This window comes from Methylobacterium sp. CCH5-D2 (assembly GCF_001556475.1).
GTDB classification, from domain to species: domain Bacteria; phylum Pseudomonadota; class Alphaproteobacteria; order Rhizobiales; family Beijerinckiaceae; genus Methylobacterium; species Methylobacterium hispanicum.
On record NZ_LSIX01000196.1, the window covers coordinates 1 to 17,838 of the forward strand.

19 protein-coding genes are annotated in these 17,838 nt (G+C 72.1%); 7 read left to right on the forward strand and 12 right to left on the reverse strand.

Going from position 1 to position 17,838, the window contains the following annotated elements; genetic code table 11:
- On the reverse strand, positions 1 to 1,161 hold a 1,161-nt coding region (gene hisS, locus AX737_RS04990; protein ID WP_066919470.1), incomplete at its 3' end, for a histidine--tRNA ligase.
- Positions 1,162 to 1,339: 178 nt separating this feature from the next.
- On the opposite strand from hisS, the gene AX737_RS32965 reads away from it, so the two are divergent.
- Positions 1,340 to 1,492, forward strand: coding sequence for a hypothetical protein (locus AX737_RS32965; protein ID WP_156453534.1), 153 nt, complete (start codon positions 1,340 to 1,342; stop codon positions 1,490 to 1,492).
- A gap of 44 nt (positions 1,493 to 1,536) precedes the next feature.
- Here the strand turns inward: AX737_RS32965 and AX737_RS34110 are convergent, their stop codons facing one another.
- Positions 1,537 to 1,683, reverse strand: a complete 147-nt coding sequence (locus tag AX737_RS34110) for a hypothetical protein (RefSeq protein ID WP_197430466.1) — start codon at positions 1,681 to 1,683, stop codon at positions 1,537 to 1,539.
- 285 nt (positions 1,684 to 1,968) lie between these two features.
- Between AX737_RS34110 and mnmG the strand changes: the two genes are divergently transcribed.
- From mnmG to AX737_RS05010, 4 genes are all read left to right on the forward strand, one after another.
- Positions 1,969 to 3,849, forward strand: a complete 1,881-nt coding sequence (gene mnmG, locus AX737_RS04995) for a tRNA uridine-5-carboxymethylaminomethyl(34) synthesis enzyme MnmG (RefSeq protein WP_066919472.1) — start codon at positions 1,969 to 1,971, stop codon at positions 3,847 to 3,849.
- Entirely contained in the window at positions 3,849 to 4,514 is a 666-nt protein-coding gene (rsmG, locus tag AX737_RS05000) for a 16S rRNA (guanine(527)-N(7))-methyltransferase RsmG (RefSeq protein ID WP_066919474.1), read from the forward strand. The genes mnmG and rsmG overlap by 1 nt, the downstream gene beginning before the upstream one ends.
- Positions 4,511 to 5,359, forward strand: a complete 849-nt coding sequence (locus tag AX737_RS05005; RefSeq protein WP_066919476.1) for a ParA family protein — start codon at positions 4,511 to 4,513, stop codon at positions 5,357 to 5,359. Before rsmG ends, AX737_RS05005 begins: the two co-directional genes overlap by 4 nt.
- Positions 5,360 to 5,440: 81 nt before the next feature.
- Positions 5,441 to 6,346, forward strand: coding sequence for a ParB/RepB/Spo0J family partition protein (locus tag AX737_RS05010; protein WP_066919478.1), 906 nt, complete (start codon positions 5,441 to 5,443; stop codon positions 6,344 to 6,346).
- A 10-nt stretch (positions 6,347 to 6,356) separates the two neighbouring features.
- Here AX737_RS05010 and AX737_RS05015 read toward each other — a convergent pair whose 3' ends face one another.
- The 9 genes from AX737_RS05015 to AX737_RS05055 all read right to left on the reverse strand — a co-directional run bounded on the left by AX737_RS05015 (position 6,357) and on the right by AX737_RS05055 (position 15,692).
- Positions 6,357 to 7,292 (reverse strand): diguanylate cyclase, encoded by a 936-nt coding sequence (locus AX737_RS05015; protein WP_066919480.1) that lies wholly within the window; start codon positions 7,290 to 7,292, stop codon positions 6,357 to 6,359.
- A 96-nt stretch (positions 7,293 to 7,388) separates the two neighbouring features.
- Entirely contained in the window at positions 7,389 to 8,423 is a 1,035-nt protein-coding gene (holA, locus tag AX737_RS05020; RefSeq protein ID WP_066919482.1) for a DNA polymerase III subunit delta, read from the reverse strand.
- Positions 8,424 to 8,481: 58 nt separating this feature from the next.
- Entirely contained in the window at positions 8,482 to 9,039 is a 558-nt protein-coding gene (gene lptE, locus AX737_RS05025) for an LPS assembly lipoprotein LptE (RefSeq protein ID WP_066919483.1), read from the reverse strand.
- Positions 9,040 to 9,170: 131 nt separating this feature from the next.
- Positions 9,171 to 11,450, reverse strand: a complete 2,280-nt coding sequence (locus AX737_RS05030) for a TonB-dependent siderophore receptor (protein ID WP_066919485.1) — start codon at positions 11,448 to 11,450, stop codon at positions 9,171 to 9,173.
- A gap of 119 nt (positions 11,451 to 11,569) precedes the next feature.
- On the reverse strand, positions 11,570 to 12,481 hold the full coding sequence (locus tag AX737_RS05035) for a phosphatase PAP2 family protein (RefSeq protein ID WP_066919487.1): 912 nt from the start codon (positions 12,479 to 12,481) through the stop codon (positions 11,570 to 11,572).
- 153 nt (positions 12,482 to 12,634) lie between these two features.
- On the reverse strand, positions 12,635 to 13,498 hold the full coding sequence (locus tag AX737_RS05040) for an alpha/beta hydrolase (RefSeq protein WP_156453535.1): 864 nt from the start codon (positions 13,496 to 13,498) through the stop codon (positions 12,635 to 12,637).
- Between the two features lie 5 nt (positions 13,499 to 13,503).
- Positions 13,504 to 14,370, reverse strand: coding sequence for a 2,3,4,5-tetrahydropyridine-2,6-dicarboxylate N-succinyltransferase (dapD, locus tag AX737_RS05045; protein ID WP_066919489.1), 867 nt, complete (start codon positions 14,368 to 14,370; stop codon positions 13,504 to 13,506).
- A 92-nt stretch (positions 14,371 to 14,462) separates the two neighbouring features.
- Positions 14,463 to 14,915 (reverse strand): Crp/Fnr family transcriptional regulator, encoded by a 453-nt coding sequence (locus tag AX737_RS05050; RefSeq protein ID WP_066919491.1) that lies wholly within the window; start codon positions 14,913 to 14,915, stop codon positions 14,463 to 14,465.
- A 93-nt stretch (positions 14,916 to 15,008) separates the two neighbouring features.
- Positions 15,009 to 15,692, reverse strand: a complete 684-nt coding sequence (locus AX737_RS05055; protein WP_066919494.1) for a response regulator transcription factor — start codon at positions 15,690 to 15,692, stop codon at positions 15,009 to 15,011.
- Between the two features lie 244 nt (positions 15,693 to 15,936).
- Here AX737_RS05055 and AX737_RS05060 point away from each other — a divergent pair, with 244 nt between their 5' ends.
- Positions 15,937 to 16,503 (forward strand): L,D-transpeptidase family protein, encoded by a 567-nt coding sequence (locus tag AX737_RS05060; protein WP_066919496.1) that lies wholly within the window; start codon positions 15,937 to 15,939, stop codon positions 16,501 to 16,503.
- 156 nt (positions 16,504 to 16,659) lie between these two features.
- Complete coding sequence (locus AX737_RS05065; RefSeq protein ID WP_082772888.1) at positions 16,660 to 17,145, forward strand: MarR family transcriptional regulator; 486 nt, start codon at positions 16,660 to 16,662, stop codon at positions 17,143 to 17,145.
- Between the two features lie 9 nt (positions 17,146 to 17,154).
- Here AX737_RS05065 and AX737_RS05070 read toward each other — a convergent pair.
- Positions 17,155 to 17,838, reverse strand: a 684-nt coding sequence (locus tag AX737_RS05070) for a YggS family pyridoxal phosphate-dependent enzyme (RefSeq protein ID WP_066919498.1), incomplete at its 5' end; no start/stop codon positions are given.

Here is a 17,838-nt window from a genome sequence, read left to right on the forward strand (position 1 = left end):
GCCGACGAGCTGGAGCGCCGAGAACAGGCGCGAGACGCCGATGGAGAAGCCGGTGGCCGGCACCGGCTCCGAGCGGAAGCGCCCGACGAGGCCGTCGTAGCGCCCGCCGCCCGCCACCGAGCCGAAGCGGACTACCTGGCCGTCCTCGTTGGTGACCGGGAAGGTCAGCTCCGCCTCGTAGACGGGCCCGGTGTAGTACTCGAGCCCGCGCACCACGCTGGCATCGGCCCGGATCCGGTCGTGGCCGTAGCCCGCCGCCTCGCAGAGCCGCATGATCGCGTGCAGCTCCGCGATGCCCTCCCGCCCCGTCTCGGAGGGGCCGACCACGTCCTGCCAGGAGCCGAAGAACTGCTCCCAGAAGGCGAGCCGGTCGGCGCCCGCATCCGCGGAGGGCTGGAAGGCCACGTAGGCCAGGATGCGGGCGATCTGCGCCTCGTCGAGGCCCGCGCCCTTGGTGAAGTCGCCGCTCTCGTCCTTGCGGCCGGCGCCCAGCAACTGGCGCACGCCGTCGGCGCCGAGGCGGTCGAGCTTGTCGATGGCGCGCAGCACCGTCAGGCGCTGGCCGGCCCGGTCGTCGCCCGCGAGCCCGATCGCCTCCATCACGCCGTCGAGCACCTTGCGGTTGTTCACCTTGACGACGAACTGGCCCGCGAGGCCGAGCTTCTCCAGCGTGTCGGCCATCAGCATGCAGGCCTCGGCGTCCGCGGCGACCGAGGAGGCACCCACGATGTCGGCGTCGAACTGCATGAACTGCCGGAAGCGGCCCGGTCCCGGCTTCTCGTTGCGGAAAACGTAGCCGGCTCTAAAACTCCGGTAGGGCTTGGGCAGGGTGTCGTAGTGCTCGGCCACGAACCGGGCGAGCGGCGCGGTGAGATCGTAGCGGAGCGAGAGCCAGGATTCGTCGTCGTCTTGGAACGAGAACACGCCCGCGTTCGGCCGGTCGAGGTCGGGCAGGAACTTGCCGAGGCTTTCCGTATACTCGACGAAGGGCGTCTCCAGGGCCTCGAAGCCGTAGAGCTCGAAGGTCTGGCGGATGCGCTCCAGCATGCGGTGCTGGGCCGCGATCTCGTCCTCGCGCCGGTCGACGAAGCCGCGCGGAAGGCGGGGCTTCAGGGTGTCGGCCTTCTTCGGATCGGCCTTCGCGGCATCGGCCTTGGACATCGCAGGATTTCGCTTCGTGTCGGAACGGGTTGCCGGGCTCTAACGCAGGGCACCGGCGCCCGGCAACCGCCGCGGCCGCGGACCGCCCCGCAGCCCTCTCCGTCCGCGCCTCGGAACCATCCGGGTGCCCAGGGCTTTGCTCCCCATGGTTCGATCCCGACAGCCCGGACGCCCGCGCGTGGCGCCCTGCCCCGACAAGCCCGGCGTCTTCCGCTGGCAGATCCAGCTGGAGGACGGGAGCGTCGTGCACGCCCCCTACGCCTTCGCGACGCGCGGCGGCGCCGATATCTCGGCCGACCTCTGGGTGAAGCAGCTGCGCGCGGCCGTGTAGCGCCGACCCCTCCGGCCGGAGAGAGGTGCGGAGGAGGACCGACGCTAGCGCCCGAGGAACAGGCCCGCCAGCAGGAAGCCCAGTCCCGCTAGCCCGAGCGCGCCCTCGCGCCGGTGCGTGGGGTCGGTGAAATGCGCGACCGCTCCGCCCGCGCAGCACAGGGCTCCCAGCCCGATCGCCCAGAGATGCATGCCGCCTCCTCGAAGTGCTAGGACGCAGGAACATGGGCCGGTGCGCCGCGCGCATGGACCTCCGGAGACGAAGCAATATCGATGCCGTGATGGCTCGGATAAAGCAGTATTGTTGGGTCGGGGTGGTACCGGTTACCGATTCGGGGATCGCGACCCCATGGATTCGCGGGCTGTCGTCTCGACGGAACGTGCATTCGCCTCCACGTCCTTTCCCCTCTGCGGGGAGAGTGGCCCCTACCCCACCCATCCGTTGACGATCCCGCGCGGGCGCGCCTAATCACCCGCATGTCCATCAACGGTTCCTCAACCTTCGACGTCGTCGTCGTCGGCGGCGGCCATGCCGGCGTCGAGGCGGCGGCCGCCGCCGCCCGCTGCGGTGCTCGCACCGCCCTCGTCACCCACGCAGCGGCGACCATCGGCGCGCTGTCCTGCAATCCGGCCATCGGCGGGCTCGGCAAGGGCCATCTCGTGCGCGAGGTCGATGCGCTCGACGGCCTGATGGGCCGGGTCGCGGACGCCGCCGGCATCCAGTTCCGTCTGCTCAACCGCCGCAAGGGCCCGGCCGTGCGCGGGCCCCGCACCCAGGCCGACCGCAAGCTCTACGCCGCCGCCATGCAGGCGGCCCTGGCCGAGACCGCCGGCCTCACGGTGATCGAGGCCGCTTGCGAGGATCTCGTCGTCGCCGACGGCCGCGTCGCGGGCGTGGTGCTCGGCGACGGGCGCACCCTCCCCTGCGGGGCCGCCGTGATCACCACCGGCACCTTCCTGCGCGGCCTGATCCATATCGGCCCGGTGCAGGTGCCGGCCGGCCGCGTCGGCGAGGCGCCGGCCGTCGGCCTCGCCAGGACCCTCGACCGGCTCGGCTTCCGGCTCGGCCGCCTGAAGACCGGCACGCCGCCGCGGCTCGACGGCACCACCATCGACTGGGCCGCCCTGGAGATGCAGGAGGCCGACGCCGAGCCGGTGCCGTTCTCGACGCTGACCGAGCGGATCACCACGCCGCAGATCCGCTGCGGCATCACCCGGACGACGCGCGCGGCGCACGACCTGATCCGAGCGAACCTCCACCGCTCGCCGATGTACTCGGGCGGCATCAGCAGCCGCGGCCCGCGCTACTGCCCGTCGATCGAGGACAAGGTGGTGCGCTTCGGCGACCGCGAGGGGCACCAGATCTTCCTCGAGCCCGAGGGCCTCGACGACCCGACCGTCTACCCGAACGGCATCTCGACGGCGCTCCCCGAGGACGTGCAGCGCGCGCTCGTCGGGCTGATCCCCGGATTGGAGCGGACCCGCATCGTGCGGCCGGGCTACGCCATCGAGTACGATTACGTCGATCCGCGCGAACTCGATGCCGGGCTGCAGACCGCGCGCCTGCCCGGCCTGTTCCTGGCCGGCCAGATCAACGGCACCACCGGCTACGAGGAGGCCGCGGCCCAGGGGCTCGTCGCCGGCCTCAACGCCGCCCGCCTCGCGGGCGGTCAGGCGGTCGCGGCCTTCGACCGGGCCGAATCCTATCTCGGCGTGATGATCGACGACCTCGTCACCCACGGGGTGAGCGAGCCCTACCGGATGTTCACCTCGCGCTCCGAGTACCGGCTCAGCCTGCGCGTGGACAACGCCGACGAGCGGCTGACTCCGCGCGGCTTGGCGCTGGGCTGCGTCGGCGCGAGGCGGGCCGCGCATTTCGCCGCCGCGCAGGCCGAACTCGCCGCCGCCCGCGCGCGACTCGACGCCCTGAGCCTCACGCCGACCGAGGCGCGGGCCCACGGGATCGCGCTCAATCAGGACGGCATCCGCCGCAGCGCCTTCCAGCTCCTCTCCTACCCGGAACTCGACTGGGCGCGGCTTGCGGGCGTTTGGCCGGAGCTTGCCGCGGTGAGCCCGCGCATCGCCGAGCGCCTGCGCACGGATGCGACCTACGCGGTCTATCTCGACCGGCAGCGGGCCGACATCGCCGCCTTCCGGCGCGACGAGGCGGTGCGGTTACCGGCCGGACTCGACTATGCGGGGATCAGCGGGCTCTCCAACGAGATGCGCTCGAAGCTCGAGGCGGTGCGCCCGGGCACGCTGGGGCAGGCCGCGCGCATCGAGGGCGTCACGCCCGCGGCGCTCACGCTCCTGGCCGCCCATGCCCGCCGGGATGGGCGCGCGGCGGTGCGTGCCTGATGGCGGCCCAGCACGACCGCGACCGTGTCCTCGCGGAGGCCGGTGTTTCACGTGAAACCGCGGCGCGCCTCGACCTCTACGTCGCGCAGCTGCGGCGCTGGCAATCGGTGAAGAACCTCGTCGGGCCGGCGACGCTCGCCGAGGTCTGGACCCGGCACGTCGCCGACGCGCTCCAGCTTCTCGCGCTAGCGCCGGATGCCCGGCGCTGGCTCGACCTCGGCTCCGGCGCCGGCATCCCCGGCCTGATCCTCGCCATCGCGGGCGGGCCCGAGATCTCCGTCGATCTCGTCGAGAGCAACGCGCGCAAATGCGCCTTCCTCACCGAGACCGCCCGGCTCACCGGCGCGCGGGCCCGCGTCCACGCCGCGCGGATCGAGGCGGTCATCCCGAATTTCCGGGGCGTGGACGTGGTCTGCGCCCGGGCCCTCGCGCCGCTGGAACAACTCCTCGACTGGACCGAGCCCCTGTTGAATTCGGGCACCACCGGCCTGTTTCCGAAGGGGCGCGAGGTCGAAGCGGAATTGACCCGGGCCGCCGCACGGTGGACAGTCGCCTACGACCTCGTTCCGAGCCGAACCGAGTCGATGGCCCGGATCGTGCGGGTCAACGATCTCGCGCCCGCGAGTCCTCGATCGAGCCCGCGAGTCCCGGACCCATCCCCATGACAAGCGACGTCCTCCCCTCCTCCGTCCAGCCGGCCGCACCCGCGCGCCCGCTGCGGATCCTCGCGCTCGCCAACCAGAAGGGCGGCGTCGGCAAGACCACGACGGCGATCAACCTAGGGACCGCGCTCGCCGCGATCGGCGAGCAGGTGCTGGTGATCGACCTCGACCCGCAGGGCAACGCCTCGACGGGGCTCGGCATCGACCGGCGCGCCCGCCGGGTCTCGACCTACGAGGTGATGGCCGGCGAGGCCACGCTCGCCCAGGCGGTGGTGCCGACCGCGGTGCCGCGCCTGTCGATCGCGGCCTCCACCATGGACCTGCTCGGCCTCGAACTGGAAATGGCCCAGAGCCCGGACCGGGCGCACCGCCTGCGCAACGTGCTGAAGGGCATGGGCGACGCGGCCGAGACGGCGGCCTTCAGCTACGTGCTGATCGACTGCCCGCCCTCGCTGAACCTCCTCACCATCAACGCGCTGGTCGCGGCCGACGCCGTGATGGTGCCGCTGCAATGCGAGTTCTTCGCCCTGGAGGGCCTGAGCCAGCTCCTGCGCACCGTCGAGCAGGTGCGCGCGGCGCTCAACCCCAAGTTGACGATCCAGGGCGTCGTGCTGACGATGTTCGACCCGCGCAACAACCTCTCCAACCAAGTCGTGGCGGATGTGCGCAGCTTCATGGGCGAGAAGGTCTACGAGACGATGATCCCGCGCAACGTGCGGATCTCGGAGGCGCCCTCGCACGGCAAGCCGGCGCTGCTCTACGACCTCAAATGCGCGGGGTCCCAGGCTTACCTGCGGCTCGCCTCAGAGGTGATCCAGCGGGAAGGCCGGGTGCCGGCGGCGGCTTAGGAGTCGGTAGCCGACGATGTGGGTGCTGGTAGCCGACGGGCGGCGCCGCGGGTTGCGTAACGGAGTGGATGGGTGGCGGTGATGGCGGAAGAGGGCGCACGGCCCCGGCTGGGGCGCGGGCTCGCGGCCCTGATCGGCGATTTCGGCGCGGCGGAACCAGCCGCGGACGGCGCGAAGTCCCCGACCCCGCAGCGCCGGGTGGCGGTCGAGTTCCTGCGTCCCAACCCGCGCAACCCCCGTCGGCGCTTCAGCGAGACCGACCTCGATGAGCTCGCCGTCTCGTTGAAGGCGCGCGGGCTGATTCAACCGATCGTCGTGCGCCCGCTCGCCGACGTGCCGGGTGCCTACGAGATCGTAGCGGGCGAGCGCCGCTGGCGCGCGGCCCAGCGCGCCGGCCTCGACGAGGTTCCGGTGGTCGTCGTCGAGATCGACGACCGGGCCTCGCTCGAATTCGCGATCCTCGAGAACGTGCAGCGCACCGATCTCAACGCGATCGAGGAGGCGGCCGGCTACGAGCGATTGATGAGCGAGTTCGCCTATAGCCAGCGCGAGCTTGCCGAGATCCTCGGCAAGAGCCGGAGCCACCTGGCGAATACGCTGCGTCTCCTCAACCTGCCGCCGACGATTCAGGATCGGGTGATCGCGGGCGAGATCACGGCGGGCCATGCCCGCGCGCTGCTCGCCGTGCGCGATCCGGAAGCGGTCGGGCGCCGCATCGTGGAGGAGGGGCTGTCGGTCCGCGAGGTCGAGGCGATCGCGGCGGCCGAGGTGCCCGAGCAGGAAGGGCCCCGTCCCGGCCGTCCCCGCGGCGCCGGCGAGCGCTCCGAGGAGGTCCGCAGCCTGGAGCGCCGCTTCGCCCGCGCGCTCGGCATCGGCGTCAGCCTGAAGGCGAAGAACCCGAACGAGGGCGAGATCCGCATCCGCTACCAGACCGCGGAGGAACTCGACGCCCTCTGCCGCCGCCTCGAGATTCCGGACGCGGATTGAGGGCGACGCCTCAGCAGGCGGCGTCGCGCGCCGCCTTGGCGCGGTAGAGCGCCCGGTCCGCGGCGGCCAGCAGGGTGTCCACGGTGTCCTCGGCCCGGCCGTGGGCGATGCCGATGCTGGCCCCGACCGCGACCGTCTCGCTGCCGAGGCCGATCGGGCCGCCGATCGCCGCCCGCAGGTCCTCCGCCAAGCGATCCGCGGCCTCCGGTGCAAGGGTTCCGGCGACGACCACGAACTCGTCGCCGCCCGGCCGCGCGGCGAAGGCCCCGCGCGCGGCCGCCAGGTCCGCCAGGCGGCGGCCGATCTCCCGCAGCACCAGATCCCCGGCCTCGTGGCCGAGCCGGTCGTTGACCGGCTTGAAGCGGTCGAGATCGATCGCCAGCGCGCAGCAGCCGGCCCCTGCCCCACCGAGGCGCACTTCGAGATGCTCACGCAGGTAGAGCCGGTTCGGCAACTCGGTGAGCGAATCGTGCCGCGCCGCATGGCGCAGGCGCTCGTTCGCCGCCTCCCGCTCGGTGATGTCGCGGTCGATGCCGCGATAGCCCCGCAGGCTGCCGTCCGGGTTCAGCAGCGGCACGCCGCTCGTTTCCAGCACGACGATCCGGCCGTCGCGGCGGACGTTGCGGTTCAGCAGATGCGAGAAGCCGCGCTTCTCCGCGACGATCGCCGCGAAGGCCGCGCCCACGCGGGCCGCCTCGTCCGGCGGCATGAAGTCGAAGGGGGTGCGCCCGAGCATCTCCTCCGGCCTGTAGCCGAGCAGCGTGAGGCAGTGGAGCGAGACGTAGGTGTAGCGGCCCGCCGCATCGACCTCCCAGATCCAGTCCGAGTTGAGATCGAGCATCTCCCGCAGGCGCTGAACTTCCCGTTTCAGCGCGGCCAGATCCGGTTCTGGCGCGGGTGCATCGGCTGGTTCGCACTGGCGCTGCCGGAAGAAGTAGGACGACATCGCGTTCGGACAGATCGGATTGGAGGAGAGATTGGACCGTGCCGGCTTAACGGAGTGTTGGCGGAGCCGCCCCGCCCGGGCTCGCTCGCGCGGATGTCAGCCGGCCCGGCGCCGCGCCGCCTCCGTGGCGATGCGCAGGAGCGCCGCGGAGGCGTGGGCGTGGGCGAGATCGGCATCCGCCCGGCGGCAGGCCAGCACCGCCTCCTGCAGGATCTGCACGGCCTGCCGGAGCGCGGCTGGGCTCCAGCGCCCGAGCTGTGTCTCGACGGCGGCCTTGCGCTTGAAGTGAAGTCCGCGCCAGGAGGCGACGAGCAGGCTCGGGCTCTTGTCGGGCCCATCCAGACGGCTCGCCAGCAGCGCGAGCGCGTGGCGGAGGGCCGAGCCCAACATCATCGAGGGATCGAGCCCCTCGTGGCGGAAGCGGCGGTACTCGCGCTCGACCTCCCCCGTGCGCCCGACGAAGGCCGCGTCGATCAGCGTGTTGAGCACGCTCGCCCCGACGTCGCTGACGACCGCCTCGACGTCGTCGAGTTCCACACTCCCCTGCCCGGCCGCGTAGAGGGCGAGCTTCTCGATCTCCGCGAGGCTGGCGCGCCGGTCGCCGCCGAGGCTCTGGGCCAGCACCTCCCGGGCCTCCCGGGCGATGCGCAGGCCGCGCTCCTGCAGGGTGCGGTCGATCAGCTCGGCGAGCGCCCGCTCGTCGTCCGGGTAGCAGGGGATGGCGAGTGCCCGCGGCGAGCGCTCGCACAAGGTGCGCAGGGGCGCGGACTTGGCGAGGTCGCCCGCCTCGACCACGATGCGGGTGTCGGCGACCTCCGCCTTCAGCACCGCCTCGACCGCGGGCGCGTAGTTGCGGCCGCCGGGCCGGACCCAGATGGTGCGCTTGTCCCCGAACAGGCCGACCGTGCCGGCCTCGTCCACAAGGCGGCCGGGATCGCCGGCCAGGGCGTCACCGTCGATCTTTACGAGCGCGAAGGGATCGTTCGGGTCGGTGACGAAGCTCTCGGCGAGGCGCTTGGCGCGCTCGACCACGAGGCCGGTATCGGGCCCGTAGACGAGGATCACGGGGATGCGGGGATCGGGCCCGCGCCGGATCAGCGCGTCGGCCTCGTGCGCCTTGACGGCCGTCACGCGCGTGCCCCGATCGCGGTGTCGCCGACCAAGGCTCGGCCGACCAAGGCGCGTCCGATCAAGGTTTGGCCGAGAGTACGGAGGCGATGCGGGTCTTGATCTGCTCGGCCAGGACCTTCGACAGGCGGATCTCGGCGTCGCGGGCGGCGCGCTGGCTGGCGAAGCGCTGGATCGAGCGGTCGTAGGTCGCGGTCGAGGTCGCCACGCCCTCGGTGATCACCTTGAGCCCGTCGAGGCTCTCCAGGCTGTAGCGCACGCTGCCCACGATCGTGCCGGCCTCGGCCCGGCCGGTCTGGGTCGAGACGATCGGCGTCTGGACCGTCTCGCTGCCCTGCATCTTCAGGCGGTAGCGCTTGGGCGCGGGCTGGCCGGAGCCGTCGAGATCGAAGATCAGCTCGCTGCGCAGGTAGTGTCCCAGGCGCTCCTGGCCCTGGGCCATGTTGATCTCGTCGACCTGGATGGCGGCGAGCAGCGCGCCCATCGGCTCGCCGGAGGCGGTCGGTCCGTAGAGCGGGCGGAAGCAGGCCGAGAGGCCGAGCGCCAGCACGCCCGCGCAGGCGAGCCGGCTCGCGACTCGAAGTCCCTGCCGAAGTCCCTGCCCTTCCCGACGAACCATGCGCCCGCGCCCCAGCCCTGTCCCGATCCGCTCTTTACGCGCGCGCACAGCGCCGCGCCATCAGCCTGAGGCACAGGCGTTACGATTTCTCTGCGGCGGGAGCGTGGTCGAGCCGACCCCGGCGCCCTGCCCTACCAGCGGTAGATCAGGCTGCCGATCACGGTGGCGGGCGCGCCGCGGTAGCAGAACCCGGCCTGGCAGTTCGTGTAGTCCCGGTCGAAGATGTTGAAGCCGTTCAGCTGGGCGCGCAAGCCCCTGTACTTCGGGTCCAGCGCCGCGAAATCGTAGGCGACGAGGGCGTCGAACAGCGTCACGGTCGGGTTGCGGACGGTGTTCTCGTCGTCGGCGAAGCTCGTGCCGGCGTAGCGCACGCCCCCGCCGATGGTGAGGCCGGAGAGCGGCGAGGAGGGCGGGAACAGGTAGGTGGCGAAGGCCTTGAAGCTGTCGCCCGGGATGCCCGAGAGGGCGTTGCCGTCGATCGGCAGGTTCGGAGCCAGCAGCGAGGTCTGGCGCACGAAGCGGAAGTCGAGATGGGTGTAGGCCAGCGTCAGGTTGGTGCCGGGCGCGAGGTTGGCGACCAGTTCCGCCTCGAAGCCCTTGGATCGCACCGCGCCGGTGGCGACCTGGTTGGCGGTGTTCGTGGGATCGGGGCGCAGGATCGAGGACTGCACGATGTCGAAGCCCGCGAAGGCCGCGGTGACGTTGGTGTTCGGCACGGCTACCTTCACGCCCGCCTCGATCTGGTCGCCGGTGGCGGCCGGGAAGGGACGACCCTGGCCGTCGACGCCGACCTGCGGCGTGAAGGTGGTGGCGTAGCTGGCATAGGGGACGAGGCCGGGCGCGAGGCGATAATTCAGGCCGACGCGCCCCGTGAAGGCCGCGTCGTCCTGCACGGTCGCGGCGCCGAGGGCGCCCGGGGCGCCGGTTCGGGTGCTCTGCGAGACGAAGTCCTGGCGGCCGGTCAGGGTCAGGACGAAGCGGTCGAACCTCGCCTGCTCCTGCAGGTAGAGGCCGACCTGATCCAGGGTCTGGAAGGAGGAAGCGGTGAGCGCCGGCTTCGGGATGACGGTGCGGTAGCGGAAGTTCGAGAAGTCGGTGACGCCCGCGAGGTCGAGATCGGGAACGGCGAAGTTGAAGCCGGAGCGGCGGGTGTAGTCGTAGCGCTGGTAATCGATGCCGCCGAGGATCGTGTGGCTGACCGGCCCGGTCACGGCGTGGCCCTCGAACTGGTTGTCGAGCGTGATCGCGTGCAGGTCATCGATGAACAGGCCGGCGTAGCGCTGCGCCGACAGGCCGGTGATACCGGTGATCTCCGTATAGGGGAAGTCGCCGTTGACGCCGTAGTAGCGGACGTTCTGACGGAAGATCAGGTCCGGCGAGAACCGGTGCTCGAAGGCGTAGCCGATCCGGTACTGCTGCGTGGTGAAGGCGTTGAAGCCCGCGTCACCCTGGTAGAGCCGTGAGACCACGAAGCCCGGGAAATTGTAGAACGCCGCCGTGCCGGGTACCTGCGTCCGCTGGAACTCGGTCAGCAACGTGAAGGTGGTGTCGGCGCCGGGCTTCCAAGTGAGGGCGGGGGCGATGTAGGCCCGGTCGTCGGTCGCGCCGGGCAGGAAGGTGTCGGACTGGCGCACGAGGCCCGTCAGCCGGTAGGCCATCGTGCCGTCCGACCCCTCGACCGGACCGCCGATGTCGAAATTGCCCTGGTAGCGGTCGTAATTGCCGCCCTGGAACCAGACCTCGCCGAACCGGGTGAAGGTCGGACGCTTCGTCGTCACGTCGACGATGCCGCCGGGCGAGCCGAGCCCGTAGAGTCCCGAGGCGGGCCCGCGCAGGATGGTCAGCGCCTCCGTACCGTAGGGCTCGACGCGCGGCACCGCGAGCCCGACGCCGGGTTGGCGCAGGCCGTCGCGGTAGATGCCGTTGTAGGTCACCTGGAAACCGCGGATGTAGAAGGCGTCGAAGCGCGGGTCGAAGCCGAACACGTCGGTGGACGTGCCCGGCGTGTAGGCCAGCGCCTCGTTGAGCGACTGAACGTTGCGGTCGTTCAGCTGCTCGCGGGTGACGACGCTCACCGATTGCGGGGTCTCGATCAGCGGCGTGTTGGTCTTGGTCGCGGTCGGGCTGACCTTGGCGGTGTAGCCGACGACGCCGCTCGGACCGCCGCCGCCGCCGCTGGTGGCAGAGCTGTCGGCACCCGGGCCGATGGGGCCGGCCGGCTCACCCCCGCCCGGTCCCGCCTCCATCTGCTGGACCGGCTGCGGCCGCGCCCGGGCGCGGGGCTCCGTGGCGCGCGCCTTCGGCTTCGCGGCCTCCACCGAGATCTGGCTGAGCTCGACGCTCTGCTGAGCCGCCGCCGGCCCCGCAACGAGCAGCGAGGCGAGGGCTGCGAGACGGGCGGGCTGGGTCATGAAACCTCGGTCCGGTGCGATCAGGGTCGCCCGAGGTTTAGCGGTCAAGCTGACGTGTTCAAGCCGAAAACGTGATTGAAATCACACACTTGGAACAGTTAAAAACTATCCCGTCCGTGTCAGAACTGCAGGGCCGGCGCGGTGAGCACCGCGTTCTCGCGGGCGCAGGTCGCCTCCACCGGGGGCGGTCCGTTGCCCTCGACGACCTTGGCGAGTTCGATCCGGGCCTTGTCCATGTCGGCCCGGAACTCCGCGTTCCCCATCAGGGCGGCGACGATCGCCGAGCCGTTGGTGCGGCCTGCCGCGACGTCGGTGAGCCAGTGCACGCCGCAGACGATCCGGCTCTCGCCGTACACGCGCCCGCGCGCCAGGATCGCACCGGACTTCGCGGGGATCAGGCTCGCCATCATCAGGGCGTAGGCCCAACCCTGCGTGGCATGGCCGGACGGGTAGCTGAAGCTGTCGGCAAGCTGCTGGGTCCGCTGCACGCAGATCGGCGCGTCGTTGCCCACGAACGGCCGCAGGCGGCGGTAGTGCAGCTTCGGCGCCTTGGTGCCGCGGGCGATATCGAGCCGGGCACGCTCGAACAGGTTGACCACGGCGGGCACGCGCGCCGCGTCGATCCTCGTGCCGAGCACGCAGGCGTAGGTGTCGAGGATCGCCGAGGCGCCCTCCGCCACGTCGTTGGCGGCCAGATCCCAGCGCGCGCTGCCCTTGAGGGCGCGCGTGGTGTTGAAGGCTGCCCGGTCGGCATTCTCGAGGGGCGAGTGGCTCGCGGGCGGCGGCGACAGGATCTTCACCGTGTCGGGGGCCTCCTCCTCGCTGAGATAGGGTCTCGCGGCGGGCCTGCCGGGCTTCAGCGTGTCGGCACCGACTGAGGGGGCGGATTGCGGACCAGGCGCGGCGCTCTCGGGCGGTGCGGCGGGCTTCGGCGGCTCGGCGCCGGCCGGCGCGGGCGTCAGCAGCGCGACCGTCGAGAGTGCAAGGGCCAGAAGCGCCGGCATGGCGCGGGCTGAAGAGGAGCGGAGCATCGGATTTTGCAGCGTCACAATCCTTTGATTCTTGGAATCATACGAGGCGATTCACGACGCGCCTATGGCACTCGGCACGGCCCGGGCCGCAACGGCCGCATTCATGATACATAAATGCCCCGTTCTCGCGTCCCGGGTCGGCTCGCGGACCGGTCAGACCGCTGCGCGGATCGCTGCGGCGACGGAAGCCGGATGCTCCTCGTGCGCGCTCAGGGCGCCGGGGACCACGACAGTGTGCACGCGCCCGCTCGCAGCCAGCGCGTCCATCTCGGCGCCCGAGCGGGGAGGGGCACGCTCCGGCCGCAGCACCTGCACGGGCGGCAGCCCTAACCCGAACAGGGCCAGGAACGCCTCGCGGCTGGCGACCGGATCGAGGCCGCCGGTGACGAAGGCGGCCGTGCCGAAGCGCCCGTTGCGCTGGCGCGTCACCGCATGCTTCGCGCGTATCAGGGCCGGCGTGACGCGCTCGGGATCGGCGTAGACGTGGGCCCGCATCATCCGGGCGATGATCGGCGGGCTGACGTTGAGGCGGTAGAGGGCGTCACCGAGGAGCGGCGTCTCGATGGCGCGCCGGATCCGGCCGTGGAGCGATCGGCGCCCGGGCATGGCGGTGGGCAGGGGTCCGCGCCAAGTGGGCGCCACGAGCACGAGCCGCCCGAAGAGCCCGGGATGGCGCGCGGCGGCGGCCACGAGGTAGCCCGCCGCGTGGCCGGCCGCGATCCCGAGGGCGTAGGGGCCGGGCAGGGCGGCGACGAGTGCGTCGAGAAAGGCGTGCAGCGTCGCCGGATCCAGGGGCAGGCGCTGGCGCGGGCGCTCACCGAAGCCCGGCCAGTCCGGTACGAGGCAGCGGTACTCGTCCGCCAGCGCCTCGGCGAGCCCGTGCATCTCGGCCCGCGCCGAGATGGTGGAGAGGGCCGGCAGCAACAGGGCCGCCGGTCCCTGCCCCCGCACATCGACCGGGGTGGGGCAGGGGCGTCCCGCGACCGTGAGGTCGAGGTGGCGGGTCTCCGGCCGCACGGGGCTCAGTCGCGCAGGAGCTCGTTGATGCTGGTCTTGGCGCGCGTCTGCGCATCGACCCGCTTCACGATCACCGCGCAGTAGAGCGAGGGGCCGGGCGAGCCGTCGGGCAGCGCCTTGCCGGGGAGCGCACCCGGCACCACCACCGAGTAGGCCGGCACGCGCCCGCGGAAGACCTCGCCGGTCTCGCGGTCGATGATCTTCGTGGAGGCGCCGATGAACACGCCCATGGAGAGCACGGCGCCGCGCTCGACCACCACGCCCTCGACCACCTCGGAGCGGGCACCGATGAAGCAATCGTCCTCGATCACCACCGGGCCGGCCTGGAGCGGCTCCAGCACGCCGCCGATGCCGACGCCGCCGGACAGGTGCACGTTCTTGCCGATCTGGGCGCAGGAGCCGACCGTCGCCCAGGTATCGACCATCGTGCCGGTGCCGACATGCGCGCCGAGATTGACGAAGGACGGCATCAGGATGACGCCCGGCGCGATGTAGGCCGAGCGGCGCACCACGGCGCCCGGCACCACGCGAAAGCCGGCATCGCGAAAGCGGTTCTCGCCCCAGCCCTCGAACTTCGAGGGCACCTTGTCCCAGGCCGGCGCGCCGGCGGCGCCGGCCGGCACCGCCACCATCTCGTTGAGGCGGAAGGAGAGCAGCACCGCCTTCTTGAGCCACTGGTTGACCTGCCAGCCCGCTTCCGCCTTCTCGGCGACCCGGGCCTTGCCGGCGTCGAGCAGGTTCAGGGCCTCGTCCACCGCCTCGCGCACGGGGCCGCGGGTGCCGGTGTCGATGGAGGCGCGCTCCTCCCAGGCGTTCTCGATGGTGCGGGCGAGATCGGCGTGGGCTTCCGTGCGGGCTTGGGCCTCGGACATGGTTCTTCCGGTCGGTGCTTCGGGTGGAATCGGGCCCGTGCTTACAGAGCCGGCCCAGGCCTGTCACCCTTCGGGCGGGCAGGGGAGGGGGTTCAGACGGCCGCCAGCAGGCCGCGTACCCGCTCCAGCCCCTGCGCGAGCCCGGCCAGATCCTCGGCCAGGGTGTCGTGGATGGCGGCGGCCGCGTCCGGAAACTCCTCCAGCACGCGCCGCATCAGGGCCGGGGTGATGCGCAGCACGGATGTCGGCTCGGCCGCGCGCGCCTCGCCCGGACGCTCGCCGCGCACGAACAGGGCCATCTGCCCGATCAGGGCGGCGCGGCCCGCGGCGACCGGCTCGGCGGCGGCCGTCGGCGGCGCCAGCAGGATGCGGCCGGAGACCACGACGAAGCCGCTGTCGGCCGGCTCGCCGCGCCGGAACAGGACCTCCTCGGCCGCGAGGTCGCGCCGCTCGGCCGCGAAGGAGAGAAGCCGCAGCGCGTCGCGCCCGAAGCAGCGGAACAGCGGTGCGGCGGCGAGAACCGCGATGTCGTCGTCGATCGCCAACGTCCCGATCCTCGGCCGTTCAGACGCGGACCGTTCTAGCCGAACCGGATCCGGCGCGCACGACGGGCGGGCGCGAAAAGACCGGGACGCCGGTCAGGGCAGCAACTTGTAGCCGCCGGCCTCGGTCACGAGGATGGCGGCGGTGGCCGGGTTCGGCTCGATCTTCTGGCGCAGCCGGTAGATGTGGGTCTCGAGCGTGTGGGTGGTGACGTGGGCGTTGTAGCCCCACACCTCGGCGAGCAGCGTGTCGCGTCCCACGACCTCGCGGCCGGCCCGGTAGAGGAAGCGCAGGATCGCGGTCTCCTTCTCGGTGAGCTTCAGCTTCGAGCCGCGCTCGCCGACCAGCAGCTTGGCGCCCGGCCGAAAGGTGTAGGGACCGATCTGGAAGACCGCGTCCTCCGAGGCCTCGTGGCTGCGCAGGTGCGCCCGGATGCGGGCGAGCAGGATGCCGAACTTGAAGGGCTTCGTGACGTAGTCGTTGGCGCCGGCCTCCAGGCCCTCGACCGTGTCCTCCTCCGAATCCTGGCCCGTCAGCATCACGACCGGGCCGCGATAGCCGTTGCGGCGCATCCGGCGCACCGCCTCGCGCCCGTCCATGTCGGGCAGACCGACATCCATGACCGCGAGATCGATCCGGTGCTCGGCGACCGCCTCGACCGCCGCGGCGGCGCTCGCTACGGCGACGACCGTGAACTCCTCGTAGGCATCGAACTGCTCGGTCAGAGTCTCCCGCAGGATCGCGTCGTCGTCGCAGATCAGGAGGCGGTAGGCGTTCATCCGTCCAACTCTCAAAGGCCCGCGCGGTCAGAGCCGGGCCATGGAGTCGCGCGCACGGCCCCCGGAGCGGGAGACCGGGCTCGCCGCTGCGAACCCCCTGGCTCCGGATCCGCAGGTCCGGGCATATGCACGAGAATAAGGCGCGATTCGCCGTTGTGAATTGGCTTGTGCACAATTCTTCATACTGTGTGCTCGCGCTTGCCTCAAGAGCCGCCCGTACCTGTTTCGAGACGAGGTCGTGTCGATGAAATCAACCCGCCTCCCGCTCACGCGGACCGTGCCGACGACGCTGCGGACGCTGCGCGTGCGGGCCGGGGCCGGGGACCGCAGACGCGGGCAGATCCTAGTGCCGGGCTGCCCGATCCCCTGCGCGCTCGGCGCCGCCGGGATCGTGCGCGCCAAGCGGGAAGGGGATGGCGGCTCGCCGCGCGGCAGCTTCCGCCTGCTCGGCGGCGCCTACCGGCACGACCGGCTGGGAAAGCGCCCGGTGACGGCCCTGCCGCTGCGCCGGACCGGCCCGCGGGACGGCTGGTGCGACGACCCCCGCGACCGGCGCTACAACCGGCCCGTCCGCCTGCCCGTGCCGGGGGTGAGCCACGAGCGGATGTGGCGCGAGGACGGGCTCTACGACGTGGTGATCGACCTCGACTACAACCGCGGGCCGATCCGCCCCCGCCGGGGCTCCGCGATCTTCCTGCACGTCGCCCGGCCGGGCTTCCGCCCGACGGAGGGGTGCGTCGCCCTGCGGCTGCCGGACCTGCTCCGGCTGCTGCGGCGGGTCGGGCCGAGGACGCGGCTGCGGATCCTCTGAGCCGATCCCGCGAGGGACTCCATGCCGGCACATCAACGGCGCCATGCCCCCCGGGATCCGGCCGCCGGGTAGACGCGCGGGCCGTGCCTGTGGCCTAACCCGCAGGCGAATCCGGCGCCGCCCGCTGCGCCGTCGGGGTTGAGGAGAATCCAGGGCATGCCCCCTGCCGAAGCGTCCGGGCCGGTGCGCGCCCGCGCCGAGACCGTGAGGAAGGCCGGCGGTGCGCCGCTGATCCCGAGTCCCTGCCACTGCCTCGCCGTCCGGCAGGCGGCGCGGCACATGACGCAGTTCTACGACCGCTTCCTCGCCGTCTCGGGCCTGCGGACGACGCAGTTCTCCGTGCTGGCGGTGCTCGACCGGACCGGAGCGCTCGCGGTGAACGAACTCGCGGTGCATCTCGTGATGGACCGCACCGCAACCGGCCGGACCCTGCGCCCGCTCGCCCGCGACGGCCTCGTCGAGATCGGGCCGGGCCGCGACGGCCGCACCCGCTCGCTCAGCCTCACGCCGGCGGGCCGCGCCAAGCTGGAGGCGACCCGCGCCCTCTGGCGCCGGGCCCAGGCCGCCTTCGAGGCGCAGTACGGTGCGGAGGAGGCCGACACCCTGCGCCTCTCGCTCGCCCGGGTGGTCGGGCGGGCCTGATCGGCCTCGTCAGCCCCGGCGGGCGCGGGCGCCGAAGATCGCGGTGCCGACCCGGACATGGGTCGCGCCGAGTTGGATCGCCGCCGGGTAGTCGGCGCTCATGCCCATCGAGAGGATCGGCAGGTTGTGGCGCTCCGCGATCCGCGCCAGCAGGGCGAAGTGGGCGGACGGCGGATCCTCAAGGGGCGGCACGCACATCAGCCCCTGGATCGCGAGCCCGTGCGTGTCGCGGCACTCGGCCAGGAGCACGTCGACTTCGTCCGGCGCGATCCCGCCCTTCTGGGGCTCCGCGCCGGTGTTCACCTGGATCAGCAGCTTCGGCGCCCGTCCGGTGCGGGCGATCTCCTTGGCGAGCGCCGCGGCGAGCGAGAGCCGGTCGAGCGCGTGGATCACGTCGAACAGCTCGACCGCCTCGCGAGCCTTGTTCGACTGGAGCGGGCCGACGAGGTGCAGCTCGACATCCGGGTAGCGCGCCTTCAGATCCGGCCACTTGGCGCGCGATTCCTGCACGTAGTTCTCGCCGAAGACCCGCTGCCCGGCCTCGAGCGCCGACAGGATTCCCTCGGCCGGCACCGTCTTCGAGACCGCGATCAGCCGGACGCCCGCGGGGTCCCGCCCGCAATCCTCGGCCGCCTGCGCGATCCCGGCCCGCACCTCGGCCAAGCCTGCCGCGACGTCGGCCTCGCCGACGGG

What these genes read in the sequence shown, in the direction of transcription:
- AX737_RS34110 (WP_197430466.1), bottom strand. Translation starts at nt 1,683, where the DNA reads ATGCATCTCTGGGCGATCGGGCTGGGAGCCCTGTGCTGCGCGGGCGGA.
- mnmG (WP_066919472.1), top strand. Translation starts at nt 1,969, where the DNA reads ATGTCCATCAACGGTTCCTCAACCTTCGACGTCGTCGTCGTCGGCGGC.
- rsmG (WP_066919474.1), top strand. Translation starts at nt 3,849, where the DNA reads ATGGCGGCCCAGCACGACCGCGACCGTGTCCTCGCGGAGGCCGGTGTT.
- AX737_RS05005 (WP_066919476.1), top strand. Translation starts at nt 4,511, where the DNA reads ATGACAAGCGACGTCCTCCCCTCCTCCGTCCAGCCGGCCGCACCCGCG.
- AX737_RS05010 (WP_066919478.1), top strand. Translation starts at nt 5,441, where the DNA reads ATGGCGGAAGAGGGCGCACGGCCCCGGCTGGGGCGCGGGCTCGCGGCC.
- AX737_RS05015 (WP_066919480.1), bottom strand. Translation starts at nt 7,292, where the DNA reads ATGTCGTCCTACTTCTTCCGGCAGCGCCAGTGCGAACCAGCCGATGCA.
- lptE (WP_066919483.1), bottom strand. Translation starts at nt 9,039, where the DNA reads ATGGTTCGTCGGGAAGGGCAGGGACTTCGGCAGGGACTTCGAGTCGCG.
- AX737_RS05030 (WP_066919485.1), bottom strand. Translation starts at nt 11,450, where the DNA reads ATGACCCAGCCCGCCCGTCTCGCAGCCCTCGCCTCGCTGCTCGTTGCG.
- AX737_RS05035 (WP_066919487.1), bottom strand. Translation starts at nt 12,481, where the DNA reads ATGCTCCGCTCCTCTTCAGCCCGCGCCATGCCGGCGCTTCTGGCCCTT.
- dapD (WP_066919489.1), bottom strand. Translation starts at nt 14,370, where the DNA reads ATGTCCGAGGCCCAAGCCCGCACGGAAGCCCACGCCGATCTCGCCCGC.
- AX737_RS05055 (WP_066919494.1), bottom strand. Translation starts at nt 15,692, where the DNA reads ATGAACGCCTACCGCCTCCTGATCTGCGACGACGACGCGATCCTGCGG.
- AX737_RS05060 (WP_066919496.1), top strand. Translation starts at nt 15,937, where the DNA reads ATGAAATCAACCCGCCTCCCGCTCACGCGGACCGTGCCGACGACGCTG.
- AX737_RS05065 (WP_082772888.1), top strand. Translation starts at nt 16,660, where the DNA reads ATGCCCCCTGCCGAAGCGTCCGGGCCGGTGCGCGCCCGCGCCGAGACC.